This window comes from Phormidium tenue FACHB-1052 (assembly GCF_014696675.1).
GTDB classification, from domain to species: domain Bacteria; phylum Cyanobacteriota; class Cyanobacteriia; order Phormidesmidales; family Phormidesmidaceae; genus Nodosilinea; species Nodosilinea tenuis_A.
Window position 1 is genome coordinate 82,659 of the sequence record NZ_JACJQN010000004.1, and the last position, 20,759, is coordinate 103,417.

General features: G+C 47.0%; 17 protein-coding genes. 3 read left to right on the forward strand and 14 right to left on the reverse strand.

What is annotated here, in order from left to right; all coding sequences use genetic code 11:
* Positions 1 to 5: 5 nt before the first annotated feature.
* The 11 genes from H6G07_RS07835 to H6G07_RS27045 all read right to left on the reverse strand — a co-directional run bounded on the left by H6G07_RS07835 (position 6) and on the right by H6G07_RS27045 (position 10,133).
* Entirely contained in the window at positions 6 to 1,997 is a 1,992-nt protein-coding gene (locus H6G07_RS07835) for a KAP family P-loop NTPase fold protein (protein WP_073607910.1), read from the reverse strand.
* A 17-nt stretch (positions 1,998 to 2,014) separates the two neighbouring features.
* Positions 2,015 to 2,203, reverse strand: a complete 189-nt coding sequence (locus H6G07_RS07840) for a hypothetical protein (RefSeq protein WP_073607909.1) — start codon at positions 2,201 to 2,203, stop codon at positions 2,015 to 2,017.
* An 832-nt stretch (positions 2,204 to 3,035) separates the two neighbouring features.
* A complete protein-coding gene (locus H6G07_RS07845; RefSeq protein WP_073607907.1) occupies positions 3,036 to 4,226 on the reverse strand; it encodes a hypothetical protein in 1,191 nt (396 codons plus the stop codon).
* Positions 4,223 to 4,849: a hypothetical protein gene (locus H6G07_RS07850; protein WP_073607906.1), complete on the reverse strand. Its 627-nt coding sequence runs from the start codon at positions 4,847 to 4,849 to the stop codon at positions 4,223 to 4,225. Before H6G07_RS07850 ends, H6G07_RS07845 begins: the two co-directional genes overlap by 4 nt.
* Positions 4,850 to 4,899: 50 nt before the next feature.
* Positions 4,900 to 5,262 carry a hypothetical protein gene (locus tag H6G07_RS07855; RefSeq protein WP_073607905.1) on the reverse strand — a complete coding sequence of 121 codons (363 nt, stop codon included), beginning with the start codon at positions 5,260 to 5,262 and terminating at the stop codon, positions 4,900 to 4,902.
* Positions 5,263 to 5,674: 412 nt separating this feature from the next.
* Positions 5,675 to 7,666, reverse strand: coding sequence for a type IV secretion system DNA-binding domain-containing protein (locus tag H6G07_RS07860; protein ID WP_073607904.1), 1,992 nt, complete (start codon positions 7,664 to 7,666; stop codon positions 5,675 to 5,677).
* 7 nt (positions 7,667 to 7,673) lie between these two features.
* Positions 7,674 to 8,165: a hypothetical protein gene (locus H6G07_RS07865; RefSeq protein WP_073607903.1), complete on the reverse strand. Its 492-nt coding sequence runs from the start codon at positions 8,163 to 8,165 to the stop codon at positions 7,674 to 7,676.
* Between the two features lie 76 nt (positions 8,166 to 8,241).
* Positions 8,242 to 8,685 carry a hypothetical protein gene (locus H6G07_RS07870; protein WP_073607902.1) on the reverse strand — a complete coding sequence of 148 codons (444 nt, stop codon included), beginning with the start codon at positions 8,683 to 8,685 and terminating at the stop codon, positions 8,242 to 8,244.
* The gene (locus tag H6G07_RS07875; RefSeq protein WP_073607998.1) at positions 8,682 to 9,374 is read right to left on the reverse strand and encodes a P-loop NTPase family protein; all 693 of its coding nucleotides are present in this window, start codon (positions 9,372 to 9,374) and stop codon (positions 8,682 to 8,684) included. Before H6G07_RS07875 ends, H6G07_RS07870 begins: the two co-directional genes overlap by 4 nt.
* Before the next feature lie 20 nt (positions 9,375 to 9,394).
* On the reverse strand, positions 9,395 to 9,841 hold the full coding sequence (locus H6G07_RS07880) for a hypothetical protein (protein WP_073607901.1): 447 nt from the start codon (positions 9,839 to 9,841) through the stop codon (positions 9,395 to 9,397).
* Positions 9,816 to 10,133 (reverse strand): NfeD family protein, encoded by a 318-nt coding sequence (locus H6G07_RS27045; RefSeq protein WP_422393856.1) that lies wholly within the window; start codon positions 10,131 to 10,133, stop codon positions 9,816 to 9,818. The genes H6G07_RS07880 and H6G07_RS27045 overlap by 26 nt, the downstream gene beginning before the upstream one ends.
* 271 nt (positions 10,134 to 10,404) lie before the next feature.
* Between H6G07_RS27045 and H6G07_RS07885 the strand changes: the two genes are divergently transcribed.
* Positions 10,405 to 13,935, forward strand: a complete 3,531-nt coding sequence (locus tag H6G07_RS07885; protein WP_084173017.1) for a WD40 domain-containing protein — start codon at positions 10,405 to 10,407, stop codon at positions 13,933 to 13,935.
* 12 nt (positions 13,936 to 13,947) lie between these two features.
* Here the strand turns inward: H6G07_RS07885 and H6G07_RS07890 are convergent, their stop codons facing one another.
* The 3 genes from H6G07_RS07890 to mobF all read right to left on the reverse strand — a co-directional run bounded on the left by H6G07_RS07890 (position 13,948) and on the right by mobF (position 18,143).
* Positions 13,948 to 14,781 (reverse strand): 5-deoxy-glucuronate isomerase, encoded by an 834-nt coding sequence (locus H6G07_RS07890; protein WP_073607900.1) that lies wholly within the window; start codon positions 14,779 to 14,781, stop codon positions 13,948 to 13,950.
* Between the two features lie 4 nt (positions 14,782 to 14,785).
* Positions 14,786 to 15,487, reverse strand: coding sequence for a glycosyltransferase (locus H6G07_RS07895; protein ID WP_073607899.1), 702 nt, complete (start codon positions 15,485 to 15,487; stop codon positions 14,786 to 14,788).
* Positions 15,488 to 15,593: 106 nt separating this feature from the next.
* On the reverse strand, positions 15,594 to 18,143 hold the full coding sequence (gene mobF, locus H6G07_RS07900; protein ID WP_073607898.1) for a MobF family relaxase: 2,550 nt from the start codon (positions 18,141 to 18,143) through the stop codon (positions 15,594 to 15,596).
* A 1,016-nt stretch (positions 18,144 to 19,159) separates the two neighbouring features.
* Here mobF and H6G07_RS07905 point away from each other — a divergent pair.
* Both H6G07_RS07905 and H6G07_RS07910 read left to right on the forward strand, forming a co-directional pair.
* The gene (locus tag H6G07_RS07905; RefSeq protein WP_073607897.1) at positions 19,160 to 19,678 is read left to right on the forward strand and encodes a hypothetical protein; all 519 of its coding nucleotides are present in this window, start codon (positions 19,160 to 19,162) and stop codon (positions 19,676 to 19,678) included.
* Positions 19,679 to 19,779: 101 nt separating this feature from the next.
* The gene (locus H6G07_RS07910; RefSeq protein ID WP_073607896.1) at positions 19,780 to 20,232 is read left to right on the forward strand and encodes a DUF6876 family protein; all 453 of its coding nucleotides are present in this window, start codon (positions 19,780 to 19,782) and stop codon (positions 20,230 to 20,232) included.
* Positions 20,233 to 20,759: the final 527 nt, after the last annotated feature.

A 20,759-nucleotide genomic window follows, 5' to 3' on the forward strand; every position in this document is an offset into this window, starting at 1 on the left:
GTGAACTAGAGTTTCTTTAGTCTATTTGCGGAAGCCACCTTTACTTGAGATGAACCGGTACTATTCGCCCACTGTTGAAATAGCTCCTTCACTGGCTCCAGAATTCCTTGCTCTTTTCCAAGCTTTTCGAGGCGTAGAACGATAGCTGCTGGTAAAGATGTTTCTGGATATCCTTTAACGAATGCTACAAATTGATGGAATAGCTCAGGTCGATAACTTACCCAGTCGCAGATTCGATTAAATGCTGAAGACTCATCTCCTAAATCTTCTTCTTCTCGTGCTCTTTCAGAAAGAGCTTGGAACACAGCAGCAGCATCTACTGGACTCAATTCTCCTACTTTTTTCAAAGAATTATTCCGAGCAGCTTCGCTGCTCTGAAATAGACTGCTTAGCATCTCCTGTGCCTGCGGTGTCATTCTTTGTAAAGCAGCATTGAGTGCACCTTGGAGTGTATCACGAGAAAAGAAGAAGTAAGGTTGAAGATCTTCATTCGCTAATATGGGTTCACTTTCAAGCCACTCCTTCATCCAGGTATCGGAAATCCAGGCCGAAATAGACGACTCTATTTTTCCTGCTGGACTATCACCGGACACTTCTGCTTTTTGCGAAAGTCGTTTCTTACCTTTCGACTCCAAACCACTGGAATCGATACTATCCTCTGGCAGCTCATCGTCAACAGCCTCAGTGACCCTTGAAGGATTTACTTTCAACTCACCTAGGGATATTTCTTTGGGACGCCCTTGCTGTGATGCTTGCAGCTCAGCAATCTGCTTAAAAAACTGCGGACTGAAATATTCTAGAAGCATCAACTTGGCAAGCACACGCTGCTTCAAATCAATATTTTTAGCTTTAGCCATCTCGACACGCATCATTAGCTTGTTCAGGAAGCGTTTACACTGGCGTGGGTTGCCGTTTAAGCCAACTACCAATACTGGTGCTATCCGCTGCGCAATGATTAGGTCTTCTGCAAGTTCCTCAGGTATTTGCCCTTCAAGGATTTGTTGCGCTATCCCATAATTGAATCGAATGTCTAAGAGCGAGTTGTTGCTGCTATTAGCAATACAACTCTGAGCTTTTTGAAACGCTTCTGAATCTCTGGTGTTTGTCTTTTCAAAAAAGAGAAGATTGATGTAAGTTTCAAGTTCTGCTCGGCCTAGAGAAGGAATGCGAATATCAAACTGAATTAGTTTTTCTAGATAATCGCGCCCAACCTCTGCTCGCTCACCTGGCAACTCAGGAAATCGCCGCCGAACTGCATATTTTACGAGACGTTCATCAGCACCAAGTATAAAGGCTGTATGAGGGACAAAAAGGAACAGTTTTATCGCTTCCAGCGTTTCAATAATGGTATCTGGATTACAGCGATCAAGATCATCAATGATGACAACTAATGTCTTAATCTTTGTTTCCTTTAGCAACTCCCCAAAGTCTTTTCGAAATTCGCGGATCCCTCGTCGTAAACTCTGGTTGGGATCTTCTTTCAAGAATTTATCAAAATCGATCTCATCTACATCAACTTCCTTTGCCTTTTCCGCCAGTTTTCCGGCAATTTGTACGGCATCCATTGTGCCAATGATACCTAATCCTGCCAGGCCACCACTCGCATAAGCTATGCTAGCCTTGACTCCTAACTTTGTGACCGAGCCAAGCACCTGCATGAAATTGATTCGATTCATCAAGTTAACTACGAGATGCTTAGCTTCAGGGGCAAGAGTTCGCTTCGCTACAATCTCATCAAGGATGGTTCCCATAAGGGCCGTTTTGGCGTCCTCGTAGCTCTCAAAAAGCCATCCTGTGAATGGAATAACCAAAATACCTTCATCTTTTTCCAGTTGAGCTTGCGTCATTTTTATGAGGCTTGATTTTCCGCTGCCCCAGTCGCCATAGACACCTATTGTGGCTGGAAGTAGAGATTGGTTGCCAACAATCGAAGTGATTGCACTCGTGAGGTAATCAAAACCTAAAAGATCAACATCAGATTCGTTATCAGACCACATATATTTTCGCCATTTATTTAGTGAGAGGGAGATCGAAGAGTATTGATTGCAATATCGGCATCAAGATCGTTGTTGTAGCGAATATCGAAACCATTCACTCGCTTTTGAGCGTTAATGTACCCATCGAGTTTCTCATCAAGGGTTTCTATCTGTTCGATCCATTCGTCCTCAATGGTATCGGGCAACGAACCAAGCAGATCAAACAAAGCTTGACCTGTCTACCCTGACAGTCGCAGCAGGTCTTTGCAGAACAGATCTTTCATGCCTCGGGTGAGGTAGCTCTTTTCAAAGAACGACTTGCCCTCGTCGCTGGCGTCAATAACCTGAGCCAAGCTCTCAACCCCCCCAGCCACTTGGTGGTCCAAGGTGGACGAATAAATTTTGCAGGCGTCTTTAACCGTCTTCAACATGCTAACTGCTCTCTTTTGGTATCGCGCGTGCGTCGAGTGCCCATCCCACTGGATGTTACAGTACCCAGAAATTCTCTCAGGGCTCGCTAGATATACGGACATTTTTTACAGTTGCTAGGGCACAATTGGTAGAAGCCTCATTTAGTAATGCGAGCCCACTCTGAATAGAGATGAGCTCCATTTGCCGCAAGGGAAAAATATTTCTCAGCTTAGATTCAGATTAGAAGAAAGCAACTATCCTCGCTACCTCTTCTTATTCTGCGCCCCCAGATACGCCTCAATCCTCCTCAAATGCACCTCCGGACTTCCCCGGTTAGCCACCCAATCACAGAGCAACTCGACGTTGTAGAGAATCATGCGTCGGCCTGAGTTGGTGTAGACCCAGTGGATCCCTTCGATTAGGTATCCTTGTTTCAGGCGGTAGTTCTTGAGGCATGAAGACGATAGCCCGATGAGCCTCACGGCATCAGCGGTCTTAACCCAAACCGGAGAGACTGGAGCCGATTGCTTGGTAGTTGTCCGTGCACCATTGTGGCGGGTGCCCATAACGGTCTTCTCCCGTTAGAAAACAGTTGAGGTGAAGAAGAGCGGAAGAGGATATATCTCAATCCTCTTCCAGAGGATGAGGCTACTTGCTGTTGTTCATTTCAATGAGTGGCAAAGCACTTAGGCCCGTCGCCGCCCCAGTGCCTTGTCCAACACCCAACAACTGGCGGTATTGGCGAGTGATCCTTCGAGCGCGTGCATTAAATCGTTTCGTTTCAATGCGTGCTCTTCGGTACGCTCGATTGAATCGCCACTGTGCCCTGTCTAGTTGAAGCTCAAGCCGCTCGATCTGGGCGCTATAGCTAGCAATTTGTAGCCTCGTTAAATCGAGCAAATCCTCCGTTGTCAGAGATGAGAGAGAACCTACACCGTTCTTAATCTCTTCCTCTTTCATCTCTGTCCATAGAGTAAGCGCGGCTTCCTCCCATCCCAAAGCGACTCCCAGCCCCAGGTTTGTTGCTGAAAATAATCCAGCACCAAGCATTGCTCCTACAGCAGCGATAGCATTACCGGTCCCTCCGCCAAGGGAGCTATTAAAGATTGTGAGGAGTCCTGGCAATGCAAAACCTGTCTCAGCCACAAACAGCACACCGAGCGAGCTGATTAAAGCCCCCGAAAAAACTGAGTACAGTTTGCTATTCCGTGCATGGGCAAGAAAACGTTGCTCAGAAAAGACCGCAATTTGGCTTTTTGCTCCTATAGATACTGACATAGCAGAAAGAGCGAATATCGCAGCAATAATGGGATTTTCACCGAGCCGAAATACATCAAGCTCAAACAATTCGCACAATCCCAGGAAAACAAGAACAGAGAGGCCGCACGAGAGCCACGTTGAGAGATTTGTTAGGGAATCGAGCTTATGCTGTCGCCGCTCAAGCTCTGTCTTAGGATGCCTCCTCTTAAAAGGTGAATATGAGCCTTCTTCAAAAAGCCCTTCTCGCATCTGCTCAAACTCAGAAGTGAGCTGCTCTCCGCGATCCTGCAATCGCTCTATCTCGCCTTCTAGCCACTTCACATTCTCATTCTCATTGTTCACTATGGCCGTAGCGCTATGGACTTGGTGATACCACCGTGAGAACTCCGCTGGAAAATAGGCTTTGAGGAATTCAGCGAACGGACGTGTGTGTACGTCATCAAACAGGTTCTCTGCCTTAAAGGTTCCATATCCCCAAGGTGTGGCAGGGAGGCGCTCTAACAGTGCACTTAAGAATTCAATGAACGGTTCAATCATTCTCCAATAAAGTTTGTTGAGAAGTGTTTGCTTGCGTTTCATTGTTGCTCCTCTCCTAGATCATGAATAATTTCCTGTAGCTCGCTGGGTAGCGTCCCTGAAAACTCAATGTGCTCTTGAATCGGGTTAAATGAGCTGGATAGTTTCAGGCTGGTATTGGCCTCAAGCCCAACGATGTAGAGCTTGAAATTGTTGTAACCAGTGAGCGCACGTATCTCAGATTCGAGACTTGGTAGCTGCATCTCGTCGTCTAAGCCCTGGCTCAAAACGACAGTATGGAGTGCCTCTTCAGACTTGGTTTTCTCTGCGGCAAGCAGCTCGGTTCGGTGAATTGCTTGAACAAACGCTTGAGAACCAGCGTTTGTCAAAATTAAGCTGCTATAGACTTCTTCAATTGCCTTTTTACTCATTCGATCTGAGTAGCGGTTAGACAATCCATCACCGTACATCACATCAACAATAAGCCCGTGGTATCTTGGCATCTTCTGGTAAAGCTTCTCTAGGAATACCTGGCCGTATTGCAGTTCTTCCTGAGTGCTGCAATCTATGACGACGTACAACGTCGTGGTCATAAGTAGATCTGCTTTCTTCTGATTAGAGATCTGCGCTAGAAGCGCTACTGCTAGGATGCCGACGCCAAAAGCGGCAGCGATGCTATTGTTCATGGAATCAACTCCGTTATGACTGTGTGAAACAGAATCCTTTTAGGACTGGGCTAAGGAGCCTCATCGTCGTCGTCGTCGTCGTCCTGGTAAATGCTACTAAGCAGTGTTTGCCGAGCCTCGTCGTCTGAAATATCTGCGAATGTGGCAAGCAACTTCACCATCAAGAAGTGGATGTCGTGTCGAAGATCCAATATCTCCTCCGAGATGATGCCAATCTCTTCTTGAAGTCTTGTGATTGATGCTTGAATGTCGCTCTCTGCAAGCCCTGAGAGAAAGATTTCGCGTGCAAAGGAGTGCACGCTGGAGCAGCCAATCTCTTGGGCTCGACTTTTAAGATCGTTTTCCAAAGAGCTACTGATTCGAAAGCTAATGGTGATCGATGAATTTGTTTTTGCATGGTTGTAAGCGCCCATAAGTATCCTAAATAGCCATGTACAGCCGTTTTCTTAACTCATTTGTATGCATTGCCTGATTGCCCGAATGCCAAGCGCAGCAAGGTTTTTGAGGGGCTCAGTCCGAACTATCAGGTGTCCGGAAATTTCTGGAAATATTGTTCAGAATTGTTCCGTGGATTGTCGCCTAAGAATGGTTTACTGGAAGTACCTTAAGAGAAGGGAATTTCATGTTGAACGTAGCTTAGTGGAGGCAAGAATCTCATAGGTTAACAACTAGAAGCCTCAAGTTAGGGGAGTTAACTAAGTCAGTTAATTACCGCCCATATTTCCCCATCACTGTGCCCCGTTAGTGCCGCCAGAAAAGAGCTAATGAAGTCCCTAGTTCATTCTCGAAAGGTCTTCCAGCTTCCGATTCCCACGCATGATCAATTTATTCCTTGGGCTTTCTTCTAATTGGCCGTTCTGGCTTACCCCCTGAATTATCTCCAGGCTTCCGTGGCCCACGCGGTTTGGCAGATCGCGGTGCATCTCCACCTGTATCTGGAGAATTTAACTTAAGCTGTGCCAGTTCTTCTTCTGTCCAAGGAGTCGGAATAGTGCGAACAAATCGCTCATCAATGCGGTCATAGCCAACCACGCCACCATCACCATCATCGAGCCGCTCTGGCCGCATCTTCGTAATCTCTTGCCAAGAATAGGTATGGTAGTGAATGCCTTCTTCAGGAAGGCTAAAATAACCACTCAAGCCATTTTTTGGCCCCGGTACAGGAAGCTCTCGTTCATCTAGTTCTTGCGGCAATATGGTTGTGCGCTCTGTGCGCTGGTAGGAGACACCGCTGCTTGAGGGTGGATTATCTGAATTCGGCACCTGGGGTGTATAGGTGGTCTGAATTACCTCGTGTTTGCCGATAGCATCGCTGATGTATTTTGCAGAATCACTATCCATTGGAAACATCGCCTTATGCCGCGACAGCCCCCAAATAGACTTTGCTATGTTCTCGCCAAACTCCTCAACAAAAGAGGCCATGTTGAGCACACTACTCACCATACAGACCGATTTCGATCGTCCCAATTGAAGCAGTTTCTCAAGGGCAACTAACTTTCCAGTAGCAATTAGCTCATCAATATAGAGCCACACCCGCCGTTCTGGATCATCGGGCAGCTGCTTTAGCCGAGCTGCAATGGAAGAAAACAGTGAAGCATTAATCGTCTTCAAGGCATCGGGGTATTCGTAATCGGAGCCCAACACCAGCACATATTCACCGCGTATCCAGTCTGTGATCGAAAACTCACGAGTCGCTACCTCCCAGCAGGCTGCAATCAAATGAAACTGATCAAGTTCAGCCCGAACCGACATGAAAATGTCATTGCGCTCGCCCTTTTTGACCTTGAAATAATCATCCAAGTCTTGAGGGCGAGGATTCCACCTTTTGATCAAGGTTTGAGCGACCGCAGCCGTTGAGAAAGCATTGATGAGATCTCGCAGTGTCCACCTTTCCCCTTTAGCCCGTTGCAATGAGACAATGACGGCGACCAGAAGTGCCATAGCAGTTTGGGGGAAAAATTGGTTATCTCCCTTCGCCTCCGGAATCACAGTGCGGGCAAACTCATGGGCTTTGCCAGGAGAGTTAATATCCTTCCCTATCGCCCACCGAGCAGCTCGTTTATCAAGGGGATTCAAAATGACGTAGAGTGGCCCGTCCTCGCCTATCCCAAGCCCCAGGGCTTCTAAGAACGGAAGCAGGTTTCCCTTAGCATCGACCACAATGGCTCGGTGATTTGGGTTAAAGCCAATGCCAGCCAAGGTCTTAGTCATCATCACCTCAAGCCAGGTAGACTTCCCGGCCCCGGTGTTACCAATCAGGATGAAGTGGAGCGCCTCGTTCTTCTTGGCTATGAATGTTGCACCCCACGGAATAAGCCCTTTGACTTTCCTTTCTCCCCGGCGTCTCCACAATCGCTTTAGCTCTGCTGATTGCCGTAATGATCGTCCTCGAACAGGTTGAGATAACGGCAGTGGCGCAGGCACAAGCACGACACTACCGACTAAGGCAGTGACAAACGCCGCGATGAGAAAGGTTAAAGAAGCAGGCACTCCCTGAATCAATAGGCGAACAACAAACTGGGTTCCCCACCATCCCACCAGGAGTAACAGTAACGGCAGGAGTACCTTTTCAATCTCAGAAATTACTTTGGTTCTACCTTTCAGTAGCCCAACATGAACCACCTCACACAATCCGCCGATGTAAAGCGCTGAAAGGATGAGCGCACAGGCATGGGAGATCCATTCTCCCCCATTCCACATCGCTAAATCTGCACCACTCAGGCTTTTGCTTATCCACAAAACCCAGAGTTCGTAAAGCCTAGGAGTACTGATATAGAGCCAACCGGCTGTCAGCAGCCACACAATGAGTTTAGGCATGGTAGTGTTACAACCTCTCTCGAATAATTTGTTCGCGAACACTCGCCACGATGTAGGCCGGGTAACGAAGCCCAAGCCCGGTGGCTAAGAAGAAAAAGACAACAACAATCACCCACACAAGCCACATAGGCAGTGCTGTCCAGGTTGTCAGTGCCTTAAACATCAGCACTGGTTCAAGCAGTACAAGAATCAGCCAGAGCACCATGGCAATAAGCCACCGCGCGGCGCAGCTGATGACTTGAGATAACGAGCGATACCGAGCGATCGCAAGCTCCTCTGAAAACCCTTCAAGGTATCGGTAGAGCCAGAGAGCACAAAAAAGCAGGATTGCTCCATGAACCCATTGGTTATCGAGCCACACGAGGGGGAAGAAGCCGAAAAGCTTGCCTCCCGTCTGGGCTAGTCTTTCAGTAAACCCACCCATGCGGGGGTAAACATAATAGGCAAGCAGAAGCATTCCAGCCACGAAAAGCCCCCGCCTGATGATGTGTGCAAACATCAGACCTCCTCAATAATTTGGTGATAGTTGGAAAAACGGTTGGCGCAAGCGATGGCTTGCATAGAATCGATAGGCGCTACAGAAACCGCTGGAGCACGAAAATCAACACACTTCCGGTTACTGCTCCAAAGAAGGCCCACAGGAAGGATGAAACCGGCGATGTACCGCTAGATGCGTGCTGCGCCATTTGTTTGCTGAGCCGTTGGGCTATCACCTTGATGTCGCGTGCTACATCATGACAATCTTCAATCTGCCTTCGACTAAGGGATTGGATATAGCCTAAGTGCAGTTTTATCTCTCCGATAAGTGTATTAAGGTCACCAGGAATTGGTGCGATCGCAAACTTCGCGTGTGTAACCGCCGCAATCGCAAGAAACATGGGATCACGCGGTTGAATATCAACCTGTTGGAGTAGTCGGTAGATCTTGAGCTTAGTTTTTTCGTCCTCTCCTTCTAAAGCTATGTCGAGAAGAGTGCGGGCATCAACCGGTATATCATCGATAGAACCGTTGGCCGTCATAGCATCCCCGCCTCCCCAATCTCGCTAAACGCCTGCCGGAGGAAGTGCTTGATACGCTGTCGCGATACCACAGTCAGTTCTTTGTGGGATTCCGCTGCGGAAAGGGGCAACTGGTGTGCCTCAATAAAGTTTCGCTCTAGGTAGGAACACTTCGGCAGATTAATGACCGTGATGGAATAATCTTCAACGAGTGTCTGAAATTTCAGATCTTGATCAACATGCGACCAGTCATCGCACAGCCCCCAGTTCCTCACAAATACGTGGGGTATCCACTCGCCCAAGTCAGCAACTGTTTTGTAGAAAAGCTGGACAGAGTCATACCCACCGTTAGAAACGTACCAGTGACAGAACGATACTCCCTCACGTTCTGCTAGTTCATACAGAGCATCATCGGTAAACCATGCAAGCATTGCCTGGTGCACTTGGGCCGGAAGGTTAGCAACGACAACTGTTTTAAGAGCAGCAGCAAACAGCGCATCGGCCTTGCTGCGCTTACGTTCATCCTCGCTGAAGTAGGCAAGGATAACCTCCTCTAGATCCTTGTAGATGCGGCCAACATCAGGATTTACGCGATCGCACTCAGCAATGGTAAATTTCTGTCCTTTGCTTCTAAGATATTCAACTAACAGACGGGCAAAGAAACTCTTGCCCACCCCTCCCTTTCTGCCACCAACAAAGTGGAGTTTCATGAACATCACCTCCAAGTAAGTTAAAGGTTTTCAAATTCGTCCTCGCTTGCCTGCACTTCGGGCTTGCGAGCATAAAGGGTTGGTCGCGGAGCCATGGGCCTTTGCTTGGGTTTCTGCGGTGTAATCAGTTGTTCTGAAGTGCGAACTGGCTTCTGTGGCACCGGTTTACCTTCTTGAGGAGATGACCCTTCGCCACTCATCTCTTTGGTAGCCCAGTTCATGTATTTGCGGAGCGTTCCGGCAGTGGTAGAAATCCCCGCCTCTTTTTCTAAAAAGGTGACTAGATCCTGGTAGGTATAACCTCTCTCTTGAGCACTCTTTAGATCCCGATACCACTTTTTAACGAAGGAACGTAATGTTCCCTCTCGCGTTGAACTTCTTGTCTTTGAAGGCAAATCAGATAGCTTCTTTAGAATGTCATGTTGACTTCTATCATCACCTTCACCAGAAAAGCTTATAGGAACCATTCCTATCACCTCGAAGAAGAAGCAGCTCACACTGTGCAACTGGCAATGGTTCGACAATGCATGTGATGTTCTTAAAGCCAGTAACTTGAACGGTACTTCCTACAGGAATAACGACGTTATTCATGCATAGCGCAAACCACCAAGAACCTTGGCAATTAATTCTTCCACGCTTACTAGGGTAGGTAGATTCTGCCGCCGTGCTAATTTTGCTATGATCCTCTACATGGTGCATTGCCGAGTCGTTCACATCTGATGACACTTGAGAAACTCGTCCAAAAGGGAAATTAGTCATGGTATCTCTTAAATTTGTTGTCCTTACTGACTAAGCCTGTATTGTGTTCCAAGCTCTGCAAGAGGAAATGTCTGACTTGGTAGTAGTTTTAGATTGTTGCCTCCACTAGTAATTAGCGCTGATGAGACTGCGTTGAGCTGTAGGGTGGAAGCAGGTGGAATGGCTTCCTAGAACGTTCAATGTCTATCTAAACAGATTTCCTGACGGTGATAGGGGGGAAATGGGTGAGAAATGGGTGACTTATTTGGGTGCTTTTTGTTTTGACTTCTAAATGGAGTTGTCACTGAAAATGGGTCGATCTCCAGGAATCAAGGTTGCTACAAGGCAGCTACCTTATGTAAAAGAAACCTATAAGAAGCTTGGCTTTCAAAGCCAAACTGCATTTGCTGAGCTGGTCGGTCTTTCAAGGGAAACGGTAAGAGATTTTCTGAATGGAAAAAGTATTAGCGTTTCCAACTTTCAGTTGCTCTGTGAGAGATTGAATCTGGATTGGCAAGAAGTCTCTGAGCAAACTGACTCAGCATTCAATTCATTCGTGGATCTAAATAATTTTTCAGACTCGCCAATATTTATTGGTCGTCTGGAAGAACTTAGGATTCTCAAAGACTGGGTTGCCAATCCGCGTTGTCGTCTTATAGCAATCACAGGTATTGGAGGAATTGGAAAAACCGCACTTTCCCTCAAGCTTGCATATGATTTGCGCAATGAATATGAATTTATTGCTTGGCAATCTCTTCTTAACTCTCCTACACCGTCTGAGATTCTCGCTGACCTCTTGAAGATTTTCTCAGGGCATAACGAGGCGTACTCCTCAGTTGAGATTGGCAGTCAAATTTCTCACCTAATCAGACATCTTAGAGATCACAAATGCCTGATTGTACTGGACAACATAGAAGGGATTTTTCAACCTAAATCTCACACACGAGAATATAGAGAAGACTGTGAAAAGTATGGCGACATATTCAAACAAATCGCAGAATCAAATCACCAAAGTTGTTTAGTCTTGAACGGTAGAGATAAGCCAGCCCAGGTCGAATTTCTAGAGGACGAAAATGGGCCAGTTCGCTCACTAAGTCTTACAGGTTTCAGCCAAGATGATGGTCGAGCGTTTGTTACTTCGATCAAAAAAATTACTGGCTCCAGTGACGATTGGGATAGACTAGTTTCTTTGTATGGGGGCAACCCGCTAGCGTTGAAGATTGCTGCTAGTTATATTAAAAGGCAGCACGAGAACGACATACATGCTTTTTTAAGTGTCAACGAAAATCTTTTTAGAGATATGAAAACATTCTTAGACGACTCGTTCCGTTCTCTCTCTGAATTAGAAGTAGACGTTGTATATTGGTTGTCAATTAATCGAGAGCCCGTTTCTCTGAATGGGTTACTTCAAGATGTTATTTTTCAGGGACCAGAAAGGAAAATTTCGAGAGTTTTAGATTCACTTCTGCAAAAAGATATAATTGAAAAGCGAAGCTCTTGTTTTATTCTCCAGCCGTTACTAATGGAGTATACTACCGAGAGATTTATTGACGAAATCTCTGAAGAGATTAAGAGGCGTACAATTAGGCGGTTTAGCACCCACGCACTGCAAAAAGCTCAATCAAAGAACTTTATTAGCCGCATTCAAAGGCGTCTTATAGTTGAGCCTTTGAGCCAAAGTTTATCTTTATATTTTGAAAGTATTGGCAGCACTTTAAAAGATGAATTAAGGAATCTTGTCGCTTTGCTGAGATCTAATTCATTTCTTAGTTCAGGCTACGCGGGTGCTAACATTCTAAGTCTTCTAGCAGCTGTGAACTCTGATCTAAGAGAATTTGACTTCTCTCACCTCTCGTTACGCCAAGCAGATCTTCAAAGTGTTAAGCTGCCTCATACAAATTTCACCGGCTCTTCTTTTGATAGATGTCTGTTTACTCAAAAAATCAGTTCAGTATTTGCAGTTACAACTAGCCCAGACGGGAAGTTAGCTGCCGCTGGTGACACAAGTGGTGACATTCATCTATGGGAAGTTGAGAGTGGGAAGCATCTACAAACCCTGCGCGGTCACACAAACTGGGTTATGTCAGTTGCATTTCACCCAGATGGAAATCTGCTTGCGAGCGGAGGTCTCGACAACACAGTACGTATCTGGGACGTAAATAGCTCCACCTGCCTCCACGTTTTAGAAGGACACTCAGGCCGAGTTTGGTCTGTAAAATTTAGTCCTTCAAAAAAAGTTCTTGCCAGTGGTAGTGACGATAAGACTATCCGGATATGGGAGCCTTTCTCTGCAAATTGCTTAGGAATATTAGACAGCCATAAAGACTGGGTTACCTCAATTGATTTCAGTCCAGACGGAAGGCAATTAGCTAGTTGCAGTAACAACAGCATCATGCTTTGGGATATGAGTACCCAAAAGTGCATAAATACGATTGATGATAATGGTGGGAGAATCTGGTCTGTTTGTTTTTCCCCTGATGGAAGTCGACTAGCGAGTGGGAGCGACAACCACGCCATAAGGATCTGGTCTGTTGTAGACCGCCGATCTTTATCCACACTAACTGGTCATAGGAATAGAGTTAGATCGGTTGAATTTAACCTGGATGGCAGCTCGCTCGCTAGCGGCAGCGATGATGGAGAGGTGAGAGTTTGGGATACGAGTACTGGAAAGTGCTTGAGCATCTTAGAAGGCCACTCAAATTGGGTGTGGTCAGTCAAATATGGCTCTGATGGAAAAACTCTAATCAGCGGCAGTGAAGATCAAAGCATCAAGGTCTGGGATACATCTGATGGATGTTGTCTACAAACTTTGCAAGGATATACTCATCGAATTAGAGCTGTATCATGTTCACCTGATGGAGCTTTCTTGGTTAGTGGTGGCGTTCCGTCAGAATTGCATATCTGGAATCTAGCTAATCGTAGTCCTTGCAATATTCTCAGCGGACACAGTGGGTTTATCTTGGGGGTTGCATATAGTCCCGATGGTAAGCTGGTAGCTAGTAGTAGTGATGATCAGACTGTTAGAGTTTGGGATGCCTCATCTGGCGAGTGCATGAGAGTGCTACAAGGGCATAACGGTTGGATCAGAGCTATCTCCTTCGGCCTCGAAGAAAATACTCTCGTAAGTTGTAGTGATGACAAAACGGTCAAACTTTGGGATTTGACTACTGGGTCATGTCTTAGAACTATGCATGGCCATACTAATTGGGTGACATCCGCTCACTTTAATCCTGTCACGCGGCTTTTAGCTACCGGGAGTTACGATAAGACGATAAGGATATGGGATACAACCACAGGTGAATGCTCTCAAACTCTTCAAGGGCACGGCGGGAGAATAATGTCAGTAAGCTTCAATTCGGATGGCTCTTTACTGGCAAGCTGTGGAGACGACCAAACCATACGAATTTGGGATCCCAATACAGGAGTTTTGTTAAATAGCATTAGTGCTCATTCAGACGTTGTACGTTGCGTTTCTTTTAGTCCTAGTAATCAATTTCTTGTAAGTGGTAGTGCTGATCGCGAAATTAAAGTTTGGAGTGTTGATGATTGGAGCTGCTCAGCTAGGCTTCTTGGACATACGAATATCGTACGCTCTGTTGTCTTTAGTCCCGACAGCAAGACAATCATCAGTGGAAGTGAGGATGAAACAATAAGGCTCTGGGAATTATCAACGGCAGAACAAATTGGGCTATTGAAAGTTGATAGACCTTACGAAGGCATGAATATTTCTATGGTATCTGGAATATCTGAGCCACAGATAGATATTCTCCTATCCCTTGGAGCTGTCAATCATCAACCGCAAATGGTAGCAACCGACGTTTAATTTGGAACTACACTACCCGGCTTCACTAATCCATGCATGATTTGGATCCTCTTTCACTCTAAGATCATGATCCAATCCAGCTAGAAACCATAGATAGCATAATTTGTAACCAGGCGCTGAAACTACAGGATGGTAACCGTAAGGAAGTAGAACAACATCGCCATTTTCAACACGATACACTTCGTCGAGGTTATTTTCTTGGCTGTATACTTCTTGATAACCCCACCCTTGAGGAGGATCAAAAAAGTAAAGATACAGCTCTTCATGGCAAGATTCCTCCTCAGATTTTTTATCGTGTTTGTGAGGAGGGAACGAAGACCAATTCCCAGAAGGATTTATCGTTTCCCCGCACAGTATGGATCGAGAGGGAAAATTAGAACCTAAGGTATTACGAATGAAGCGATGATAAGAAGACGTTCCGCGCTCAAACTCTAAAATGCTACTCTTCTCTATCCAGACAATATTAGCATTGTTGCAGATAGAAAAAGTTTCTTTAGAATTTTTGAACAAAAGGCTTAAGTCAACTGTGGCGACTGCAACAATATTATTATTTCCAATTCCTAACAGTCTTACTAAGTGCTTCCCAGAAACAAATACTCCGCTAGGTAAATCTGTAAATAGTCCCTCGCGATCTATACGTCGACTTTCTGAATCAGTCTGTATTTCAATTTCTCCTGACACAAGAATGCAAACGCTTTCTTCAAATTCTGAAGACATCAAACAAAATTGATCACCGTATCCAAGCCGAAGAAGCTTGAAGCCAAGATACTGTAAATCTTGCCCTGGAACAGATGCTTCAAAGACAGAAGCATCTAAAGATCGTCTTAGAAGTTTTCTTACACTCATTTTGTTACGCCTCTTCCCTGCGTAGAATGGCTTTTGCAGTTGCTAGTTGAAAAAAATGGAGCTGTTGTGCTCGCCATTGCCAAGAAATGCTCTCTTTATGAATCCTGTAGTTATAAAGAATTTTTGGTATGTGAAAGAATTCCGTTATCTCTGAAAGTCTTAAACATAAGTCGTAGTCATGCGCATAAGTGAAATCGAGATCAATACCTCCAGCAGCATCGAAAACCGATTTACGCATCAGCCGAAAATGAAAAACCATAAAGTTTTTCATTAGTTTTTCTTTGGTATAGGAATCCTGGCAACGCCTCCCAATCCCTAGGATCCGATTATCCTCATCAATCTCAGAATAATCTGTGTATACAAGACCCACATCTGAACGGTTGTCTAAAACTTCTATTGTTTCCTCTAAAGCTGTAGCAACGAGTGAATCATCACTATCAAGCCAGCCAAGATAGGAGCCTTTGGCTAAAGAGCAGGCATGGCACAAGGCACTCACCCTGCCTTCATGAGCAGCTAAGACAACCCTCACCCGCGGATCGATATTCATATAATGGAGAGCAATCTCTGGAGAGTTATCTGTAGAGCCATCATCTACAATAATGAGTTCCGCATCTTTCCATGATTGCATCAGGAAACTTTCGATTGCTGAATGCAAATACCGTTCACGATTGTAAACGGTCATGATAATAGACGCTTTGACTTTCATCGCCTGAAATTACTAAGTGGCCATAATTGTCCCATATGTCTCTGACATACCAACTGTATTCTAGACAACCAAATAGGAAACTATGTCTATCTCGCAAAGTTCTGCATCATCGTCCTCGCTGCTGTTGCTGCTGCTGATTAGGCCGATCTGTCTGTTTTTCTTTCGCAACGATTGCTAGATCAACCTCTTTCTGAAACACCATCTGCCGCCCTATTCTCCACTCAGTATCGGTGTCCTCGCGCTCGTGCTTGGATGCGTAGGAGTAGACTTTCGTTGAGGTCTTTCCCCGTGATACCTGAACCAATGAAAAATCCCTGCCCCGCCCCTGGGTGAGCACAAACCCGTGGCGCACTTCCTTATGCTTTGCCTCACTGGGAGTAAGCGCATAGGCAAGCGTAAGACTTTTGTAGTGCCTGAGATTAAGGAGCCTCGTCTTTCCACTATCAAGCCGTATCACCGCAACCTTGGTGAGTGGCTCCAGGCGCTCAATGGTGGCCGTGTTCCCTTTTGTAACTCCGTAGGTGGGTGATGTCTCCTGGAACATCACGCGATCGCCCACACGAACGTACCCAGCCTTTGTCTTTATCGCCGTATCCGACAACGCCCCGGCCTGGCGAAGTCTTGCTTGGGCCATGGTGTTTAAGGTCGCTGCCTCTTCCTTGGTATCGACAGTGATGAGGTTGTCTTTAGGAGAAGCGATCGCTTGAGCCAACCAGTCAGCGATTAGTTGCGCCTGTGCCTCCTCTCTGGTTTCTGAGAGATGAAAGAGCGTCTCGTCCCGCAGTAAATTAGCCACCGTGGCTACCTTGCCAGTGCCAATACCCTGCACTAAATCTCGTGATAGTGACGGATCCTGCCGCTTAATCTCGGTCAGAGTAGTAGCTGAGGATGAAATCTTCTGGGCCAGAGCTTTGAAGGCACCACTGTGCTCAAAGGCCTGAGGCGCTTTAACGTCACCGCTAATGATGAGCTTCCCACCAGCGCGGCGTACCTCCTTAACCAACCGAAGCATCTGGGCTGCACTTAATGCCTGCGCCTCATCGACCATAACTACGGTTTTGCGCGAAAGCGGATCCTTCGCAAAGGAGCGGCTCCCGTATCGCCGCTTACCTTCCCTCGCCCGATCAATCTCATGAAAGAATTTGTAGACCGTAATGCTTCGCGCCACTTCTCCGTACAAGAGTTTTGAGAGTACCCCTGGCGATTCCAGTCCTGATTCCTTTAATCGCTCCGCGCCCTGTCCCGACTGTGATACCGCAATCACGATGTAGCCACTATTCCGGTATGCCTTGGCAGCCGCAATGAGCGTTTGGGTTTTCCCGGTGCCGGAGATGCCGCTTAGCACCTTGAGTTTTCCTCCTTCTGTGAGCGCATGGAGGGCTCGCCGCTGTTCCACACTCAATTGCTCACCGGTTCCCGCTCGTTCCACCTGCCGGTGCGACACACGCATTCCAGGAGTGACAGCCAATTTAGTAGCCTGACTAAGGAGCGACTGCTCCAGGCAATAGAGCCGCTTGAAGGTAAATCGTTCCTCATCATTCTTGACTACCCCGATGGACATCACCTGCCGGTGCTTCAGGCACGTATCGGTAAGCCGTAAGACATCAATGCTGTGTAGCCCTCGGGTTTGGGCCGCAACCGCAATCGCAGCTACCAAATCTCTGCGGCTAAAGTGGCTCTGGTGTACGGCGACTGTTCGCCGCGCTTCTCGCAGTGTGCGCCACTCCTGAAACCGCTGCCACAAGGTGATCTGCTCTTTCCCTTCCGAAATAATGAGCCTCGTAGCCCTACGCTGGCTTAGTCCATGCTGGGCCGCGACCTCTTGCCACACCTGGAATAGCTCATCCCGTGGCGGAACATACCCCTTCTTCTCTCGGGTCATATAGGCAACCGCCTGGGCTTGCGCCGCTGTGGACGGAGCCTGCGCTTCAATTGCTCTACGACGGCTCGACCAGAGATTCATAAGCGTTTGGTATCGCCCCTCGGTGCGAGAAAACCCCGCTAGTTCAAACCAACTCTGACAACGCTCTAGATCAAGACCAAGCTCTGCTTGAAGGAGTGCTGATAGCTCACTCCGGTAGAGGGCACCTGCTGCCATCTTGTGTTGGTAGAGCACCCGCGAGTCTATGGGGCCTGTCACTCCATCACGAGTCACTCCATCGTTAAGCACCAGCGCATGGGTGTGGAGATTTGGCTCCCCTGCGCGATTTGAACCATGTTCAAAATAGGCAACCGTGAGCCCTGCTAATGGCGCATCGTCGGTGAGAAGTCGGGTGTGGCTCTCAAGGTATGCGATCGCAGCTTCTACCGCCTGGTGGTGAATACGCTCTATAGCAGCACGGTGTGCCGGATCCGTTACAACCCATAATATCGAAATACTCTTAGGTAGGGTGAAGACCAGATCCCACCCTGGCACACGCCGCTTGCCTCCTGCATTACCAACGAGCTTTGATTCATGATCAGGCGAAAACCCATCGAACAACGCAAAAAACGCTGCACGATTCACTGCGCCGAAGAGGCCAAGTTGCTTCGCACCGCTTCCACCCCACACTGCCGGTGGCTCTCCAGGCAAAGCGCTCGATGCTTCATAAGAAGACTGCGCGAGGTTCACATAATAGTACTTACTCTTACGACCCATCTTTGCAATTGAAAGCATGACAAAACGTTTTGGTAATTTCCCACGATTCTAATGCTCGCTGCTAGAATGAAAGCGTTTCTGTGATGCTTACTTTTGCCTCGATATTACTTGCCTCATTCGAGAGGAATCCGTTCTCAAAAAGCATCACTAGCCTTGGTTCCGCTTAGATATTCCTCTCAGCAATTCCCAGGATTTTTCCTGAGAATTTTCCTCTACTGGTTCACGTTTTGGTTTGAAAGAAGTTTCTTCGCATGGAGGTGAAGGAAAACAACAGGGGTCTTTGTTCCACAAGGATGTGGTCAGGATTCCGTTTTAATGGAGAAAAAGATGGACATAGAAACAGCAACGATCATGCACCGGACTCTGATTTTTGGAGCTGGAATGATTGTTGGAATAATACTTCGGTGGTGTATGCCGCACTGGTTTTCTCGGTGGTCAAGACGCTTTCGTAGCATTGCGCGAAGCGTTTTCCCCGGAAGAAGCCTACGAGGTATTGAACGACGCATTGATTCGCTGACGGAACGCTCAACACGAATAAACTCTGATATCGACGATATGAAGAGACTTCTTGTAAGGCTTCTTGATGCGGATACAAAAAAAGTTGCTACCCCATATAAAAATGGAATAGCAACTCAGCAATAACCCCAAGAGCTATCAACTGACCCACAGTTGGTAGCTCCCTTTTTAATACAGGAATTACTATGGACGATACGAAATTATTTGAAGCATTGCAAAGGATTCTTTGCTACCTCGCAGACGACTTGGATGAGTACGAATTTGCGCGGTGTGAAGGAACTACCTCTGAGAATCACATCGGAGAATCGCTGCTAATCCTGCTTCGGTTCTTAACGAACCAGGCAATCGGTACTGCCTAATTAATTCACTCTCAGGGAAATAGCGAGCAAGCGAGGCCGGTAAAAACTACCTCCTCCTTCGCTATTCCCCACAGACCAACAACACAAACGCAAACGGGGCTTTCACTCTTTAACCGGAGTGGATGCCCCATTTTTATTTTTGATCTCAAAGGAAATTTTATGAACAAGAACTTCAGTACAAATTACTTCGTTGGTGCAACCACTGTCGAAGAAATAAAAGCTCGCTACCGTCGCCTCGCAATGGATCTCCACCCTGATCGGGGCGGTGACGCTGAAGCAATGAAAGTGCTTAACCGTGAGTACCACGAAGCACTCCGAAAGTGTCACGGCACCACAGCACATAAAACCGCCGGAGGAGGAGAAGGTGAACACACCTACTACTACAACGAAGCGGTCGAGCAGGCAGTCATAGACAAGCTCACTGAGATCCTTGGCCTAAGCCTCCCCAACATTCGAGTCATGTTGGTTGGCACCTGGATATGGGTGGACGGCGAGACAAAACCAGTCAGAGACAGCCTTAAGTCCCATGGCCTCCGGTGGCACCACAAGCGCGAGATGTGGTACTGGCACGCAGGTTCCTACCACAAACGGCAAAGCCCCGGCGACTTTAACGAACTCGCAGCGAAGTACGGCTATCGCGAGTTTGAGAGCAACAAGCGCCAGAAGCTCGAAGCCTAAACAAATAAACCCAACCCAAAAAACGAGTAACCGAGGGCGAGGCAGTCTGCTGTTCGATGCAGATTGTCTCGCTCTCTTTTTGTAGAGAAAGGAGAGCACCTATGACAACGAATAAACCAAAAAGAGACACCACTCTTATAGAGAGCGATCTACGACAGTTTACCGGCACCGCTCGGTACTGGCGAAGTGGCAGTCCCTTCCACCCGTTCTTATACACCGACGGAGTGCAACATGTAGCCAGCCACGGCGAAGCCTACTGGCTCCTTGATCTTATTGCTTCATGGCAAATAGAGCCTGAAGTAAGAAACGATCCAATGCTTCTTGAAATGCAGTTTTGGACGCTCACGGTACACGAGAATTCATCAGCGGTTGCTATCTGTGAACGAGATTCAGACGACGTGGTGGTGAGACAGAGGATCCCATACACCGACTTTCCACTGAAAGAGATTCGGCTCTACCTCGCTCACATGGAGAATTACTGGAATCATGCCGTAGAGGATGGGCCACGCAGCAACGCTAACTACGGAATACTCCTTTTACCAAGCGAGTATTAACCACCCCAAAGCCGCCCTTTGTGAAAAGGCGGCTTTTTTTGTGTCTGTGAGCGTCTGCTCCGAAACACACTTCAAATCACCGTTTCAAAAAAAGTTATTGCACCCTCGCTCAAATTTCATTATTTCGGCGAGTGAAGCTGCGCTCTTTCGCTAAACACAGTGAAGAAGTGCACGTCATGTAGAGGGTAACGGCAACACTTCGGTTTAAGGGACTAACCACCCCGAAATAAAAGAAGACAGGTAGCCACCTGTACCGTTGTCGAAACTCTTTGAGCTGGATGCAGGGAGATCTGCTTGTCCAGTTCAAGGGAGGCTCGGTTGAGTAATTCTTTTTTCGTAGAGAAAAAAGCGCAATCCAACTGTTCTATCCCATCTCTTATACACAGGTTTTTTCAAAGGAAGTAGGGCGACCGAGACAGACCTCACTAAAAAGGTGAGGCCGTACAGAAGAAAGTGGGTGATGTTGGCAGTAGCTAACTAATCCCCATAGGGGGGCTTGGCCTAACTGCTGCTGAAAACGCAGCATA

What these genes read in the sequence shown, in the direction of transcription:
- H6G07_RS07835 (WP_073607910.1), bottom strand. Translation starts at nt 1,997, where the DNA reads ATGTGGTCTGATAACGAATCTGATGTTGATCTTTTAGGTTTTGATTAC.
- H6G07_RS07845 (WP_073607907.1), bottom strand. Translation starts at nt 4,226, where the DNA reads ATGAAACGCAAGCAAACACTTCTCAACAAACTTTATTGGAGAATGATT.
- H6G07_RS07850 (WP_073607906.1), bottom strand. Translation starts at nt 4,849, where the DNA reads ATGAACAATAGCATCGCTGCCGCTTTTGGCGTCGGCATCCTAGCAGTA.
- H6G07_RS07855 (WP_073607905.1), bottom strand. Translation starts at nt 5,262, where the DNA reads ATGGGCGCTTACAACCATGCAAAAACAAATTCATCGATCACCATTAGC.
- H6G07_RS07860 (WP_073607904.1), bottom strand. Translation starts at nt 7,666, where the DNA reads ATGCCTAAACTCATTGTGTGGCTGCTGACAGCCGGTTGGCTCTATATC.
- H6G07_RS07865 (WP_073607903.1), bottom strand. Translation starts at nt 8,165, where the DNA reads ATGTTTGCACACATCATCAGGCGGGGGCTTTTCGTGGCTGGAATGCTT.
- H6G07_RS07870 (WP_073607902.1), bottom strand. Translation starts at nt 8,685, where the DNA reads ATGACGGCCAACGGTTCTATCGATGATATACCGGTTGATGCCCGCACT.
- H6G07_RS07875 (WP_073607998.1), bottom strand. Translation starts at nt 9,374, where the DNA reads ATGAAACTCCACTTTGTTGGTGGCAGAAAGGGAGGGGTGGGCAAGAGT.
- H6G07_RS07880 (WP_073607901.1), bottom strand. Translation starts at nt 9,841, where the DNA reads ATGGTTCCTATAAGCTTTTCTGGTGAAGGTGATGATAGAAGTCAACAT.
- H6G07_RS27045 (WP_422393856.1), bottom strand. Translation starts at nt 10,133, where the DNA reads ATGACTAATTTCCCTTTTGGACGAGTTTCTCAAGTGTCATCAGATGTG.
- H6G07_RS07885 (WP_084173017.1), top strand. Translation starts at nt 10,405, where the DNA reads ATGGAGTTGTCACTGAAAATGGGTCGATCTCCAGGAATCAAGGTTGCT.
- H6G07_RS07890 (WP_073607900.1), bottom strand. Translation starts at nt 14,781, where the DNA reads ATGAGTGTAAGAAAACTTCTAAGACGATCTTTAGATGCTTCTGTCTTT.
- H6G07_RS07895 (WP_073607899.1), bottom strand. Translation starts at nt 15,487, where the DNA reads ATGAAAGTCAAAGCGTCTATTATCATGACCGTTTACAATCGTGAACGG.
- mobF (WP_073607898.1), bottom strand. Translation starts at nt 18,143, where the DNA reads ATGCTTTCAATTGCAAAGATGGGTCGTAAGAGTAAGTACTATTATGTG.
- H6G07_RS07905 (WP_073607897.1), top strand. Translation starts at nt 19,160, where the DNA reads ATGAACAAGAACTTCAGTACAAATTACTTCGTTGGTGCAACCACTGTC.
- H6G07_RS07910 (WP_073607896.1), top strand. Translation starts at nt 19,780, where the DNA reads ATGACAACGAATAAACCAAAAAGAGACACCACTCTTATAGAGAGCGAT.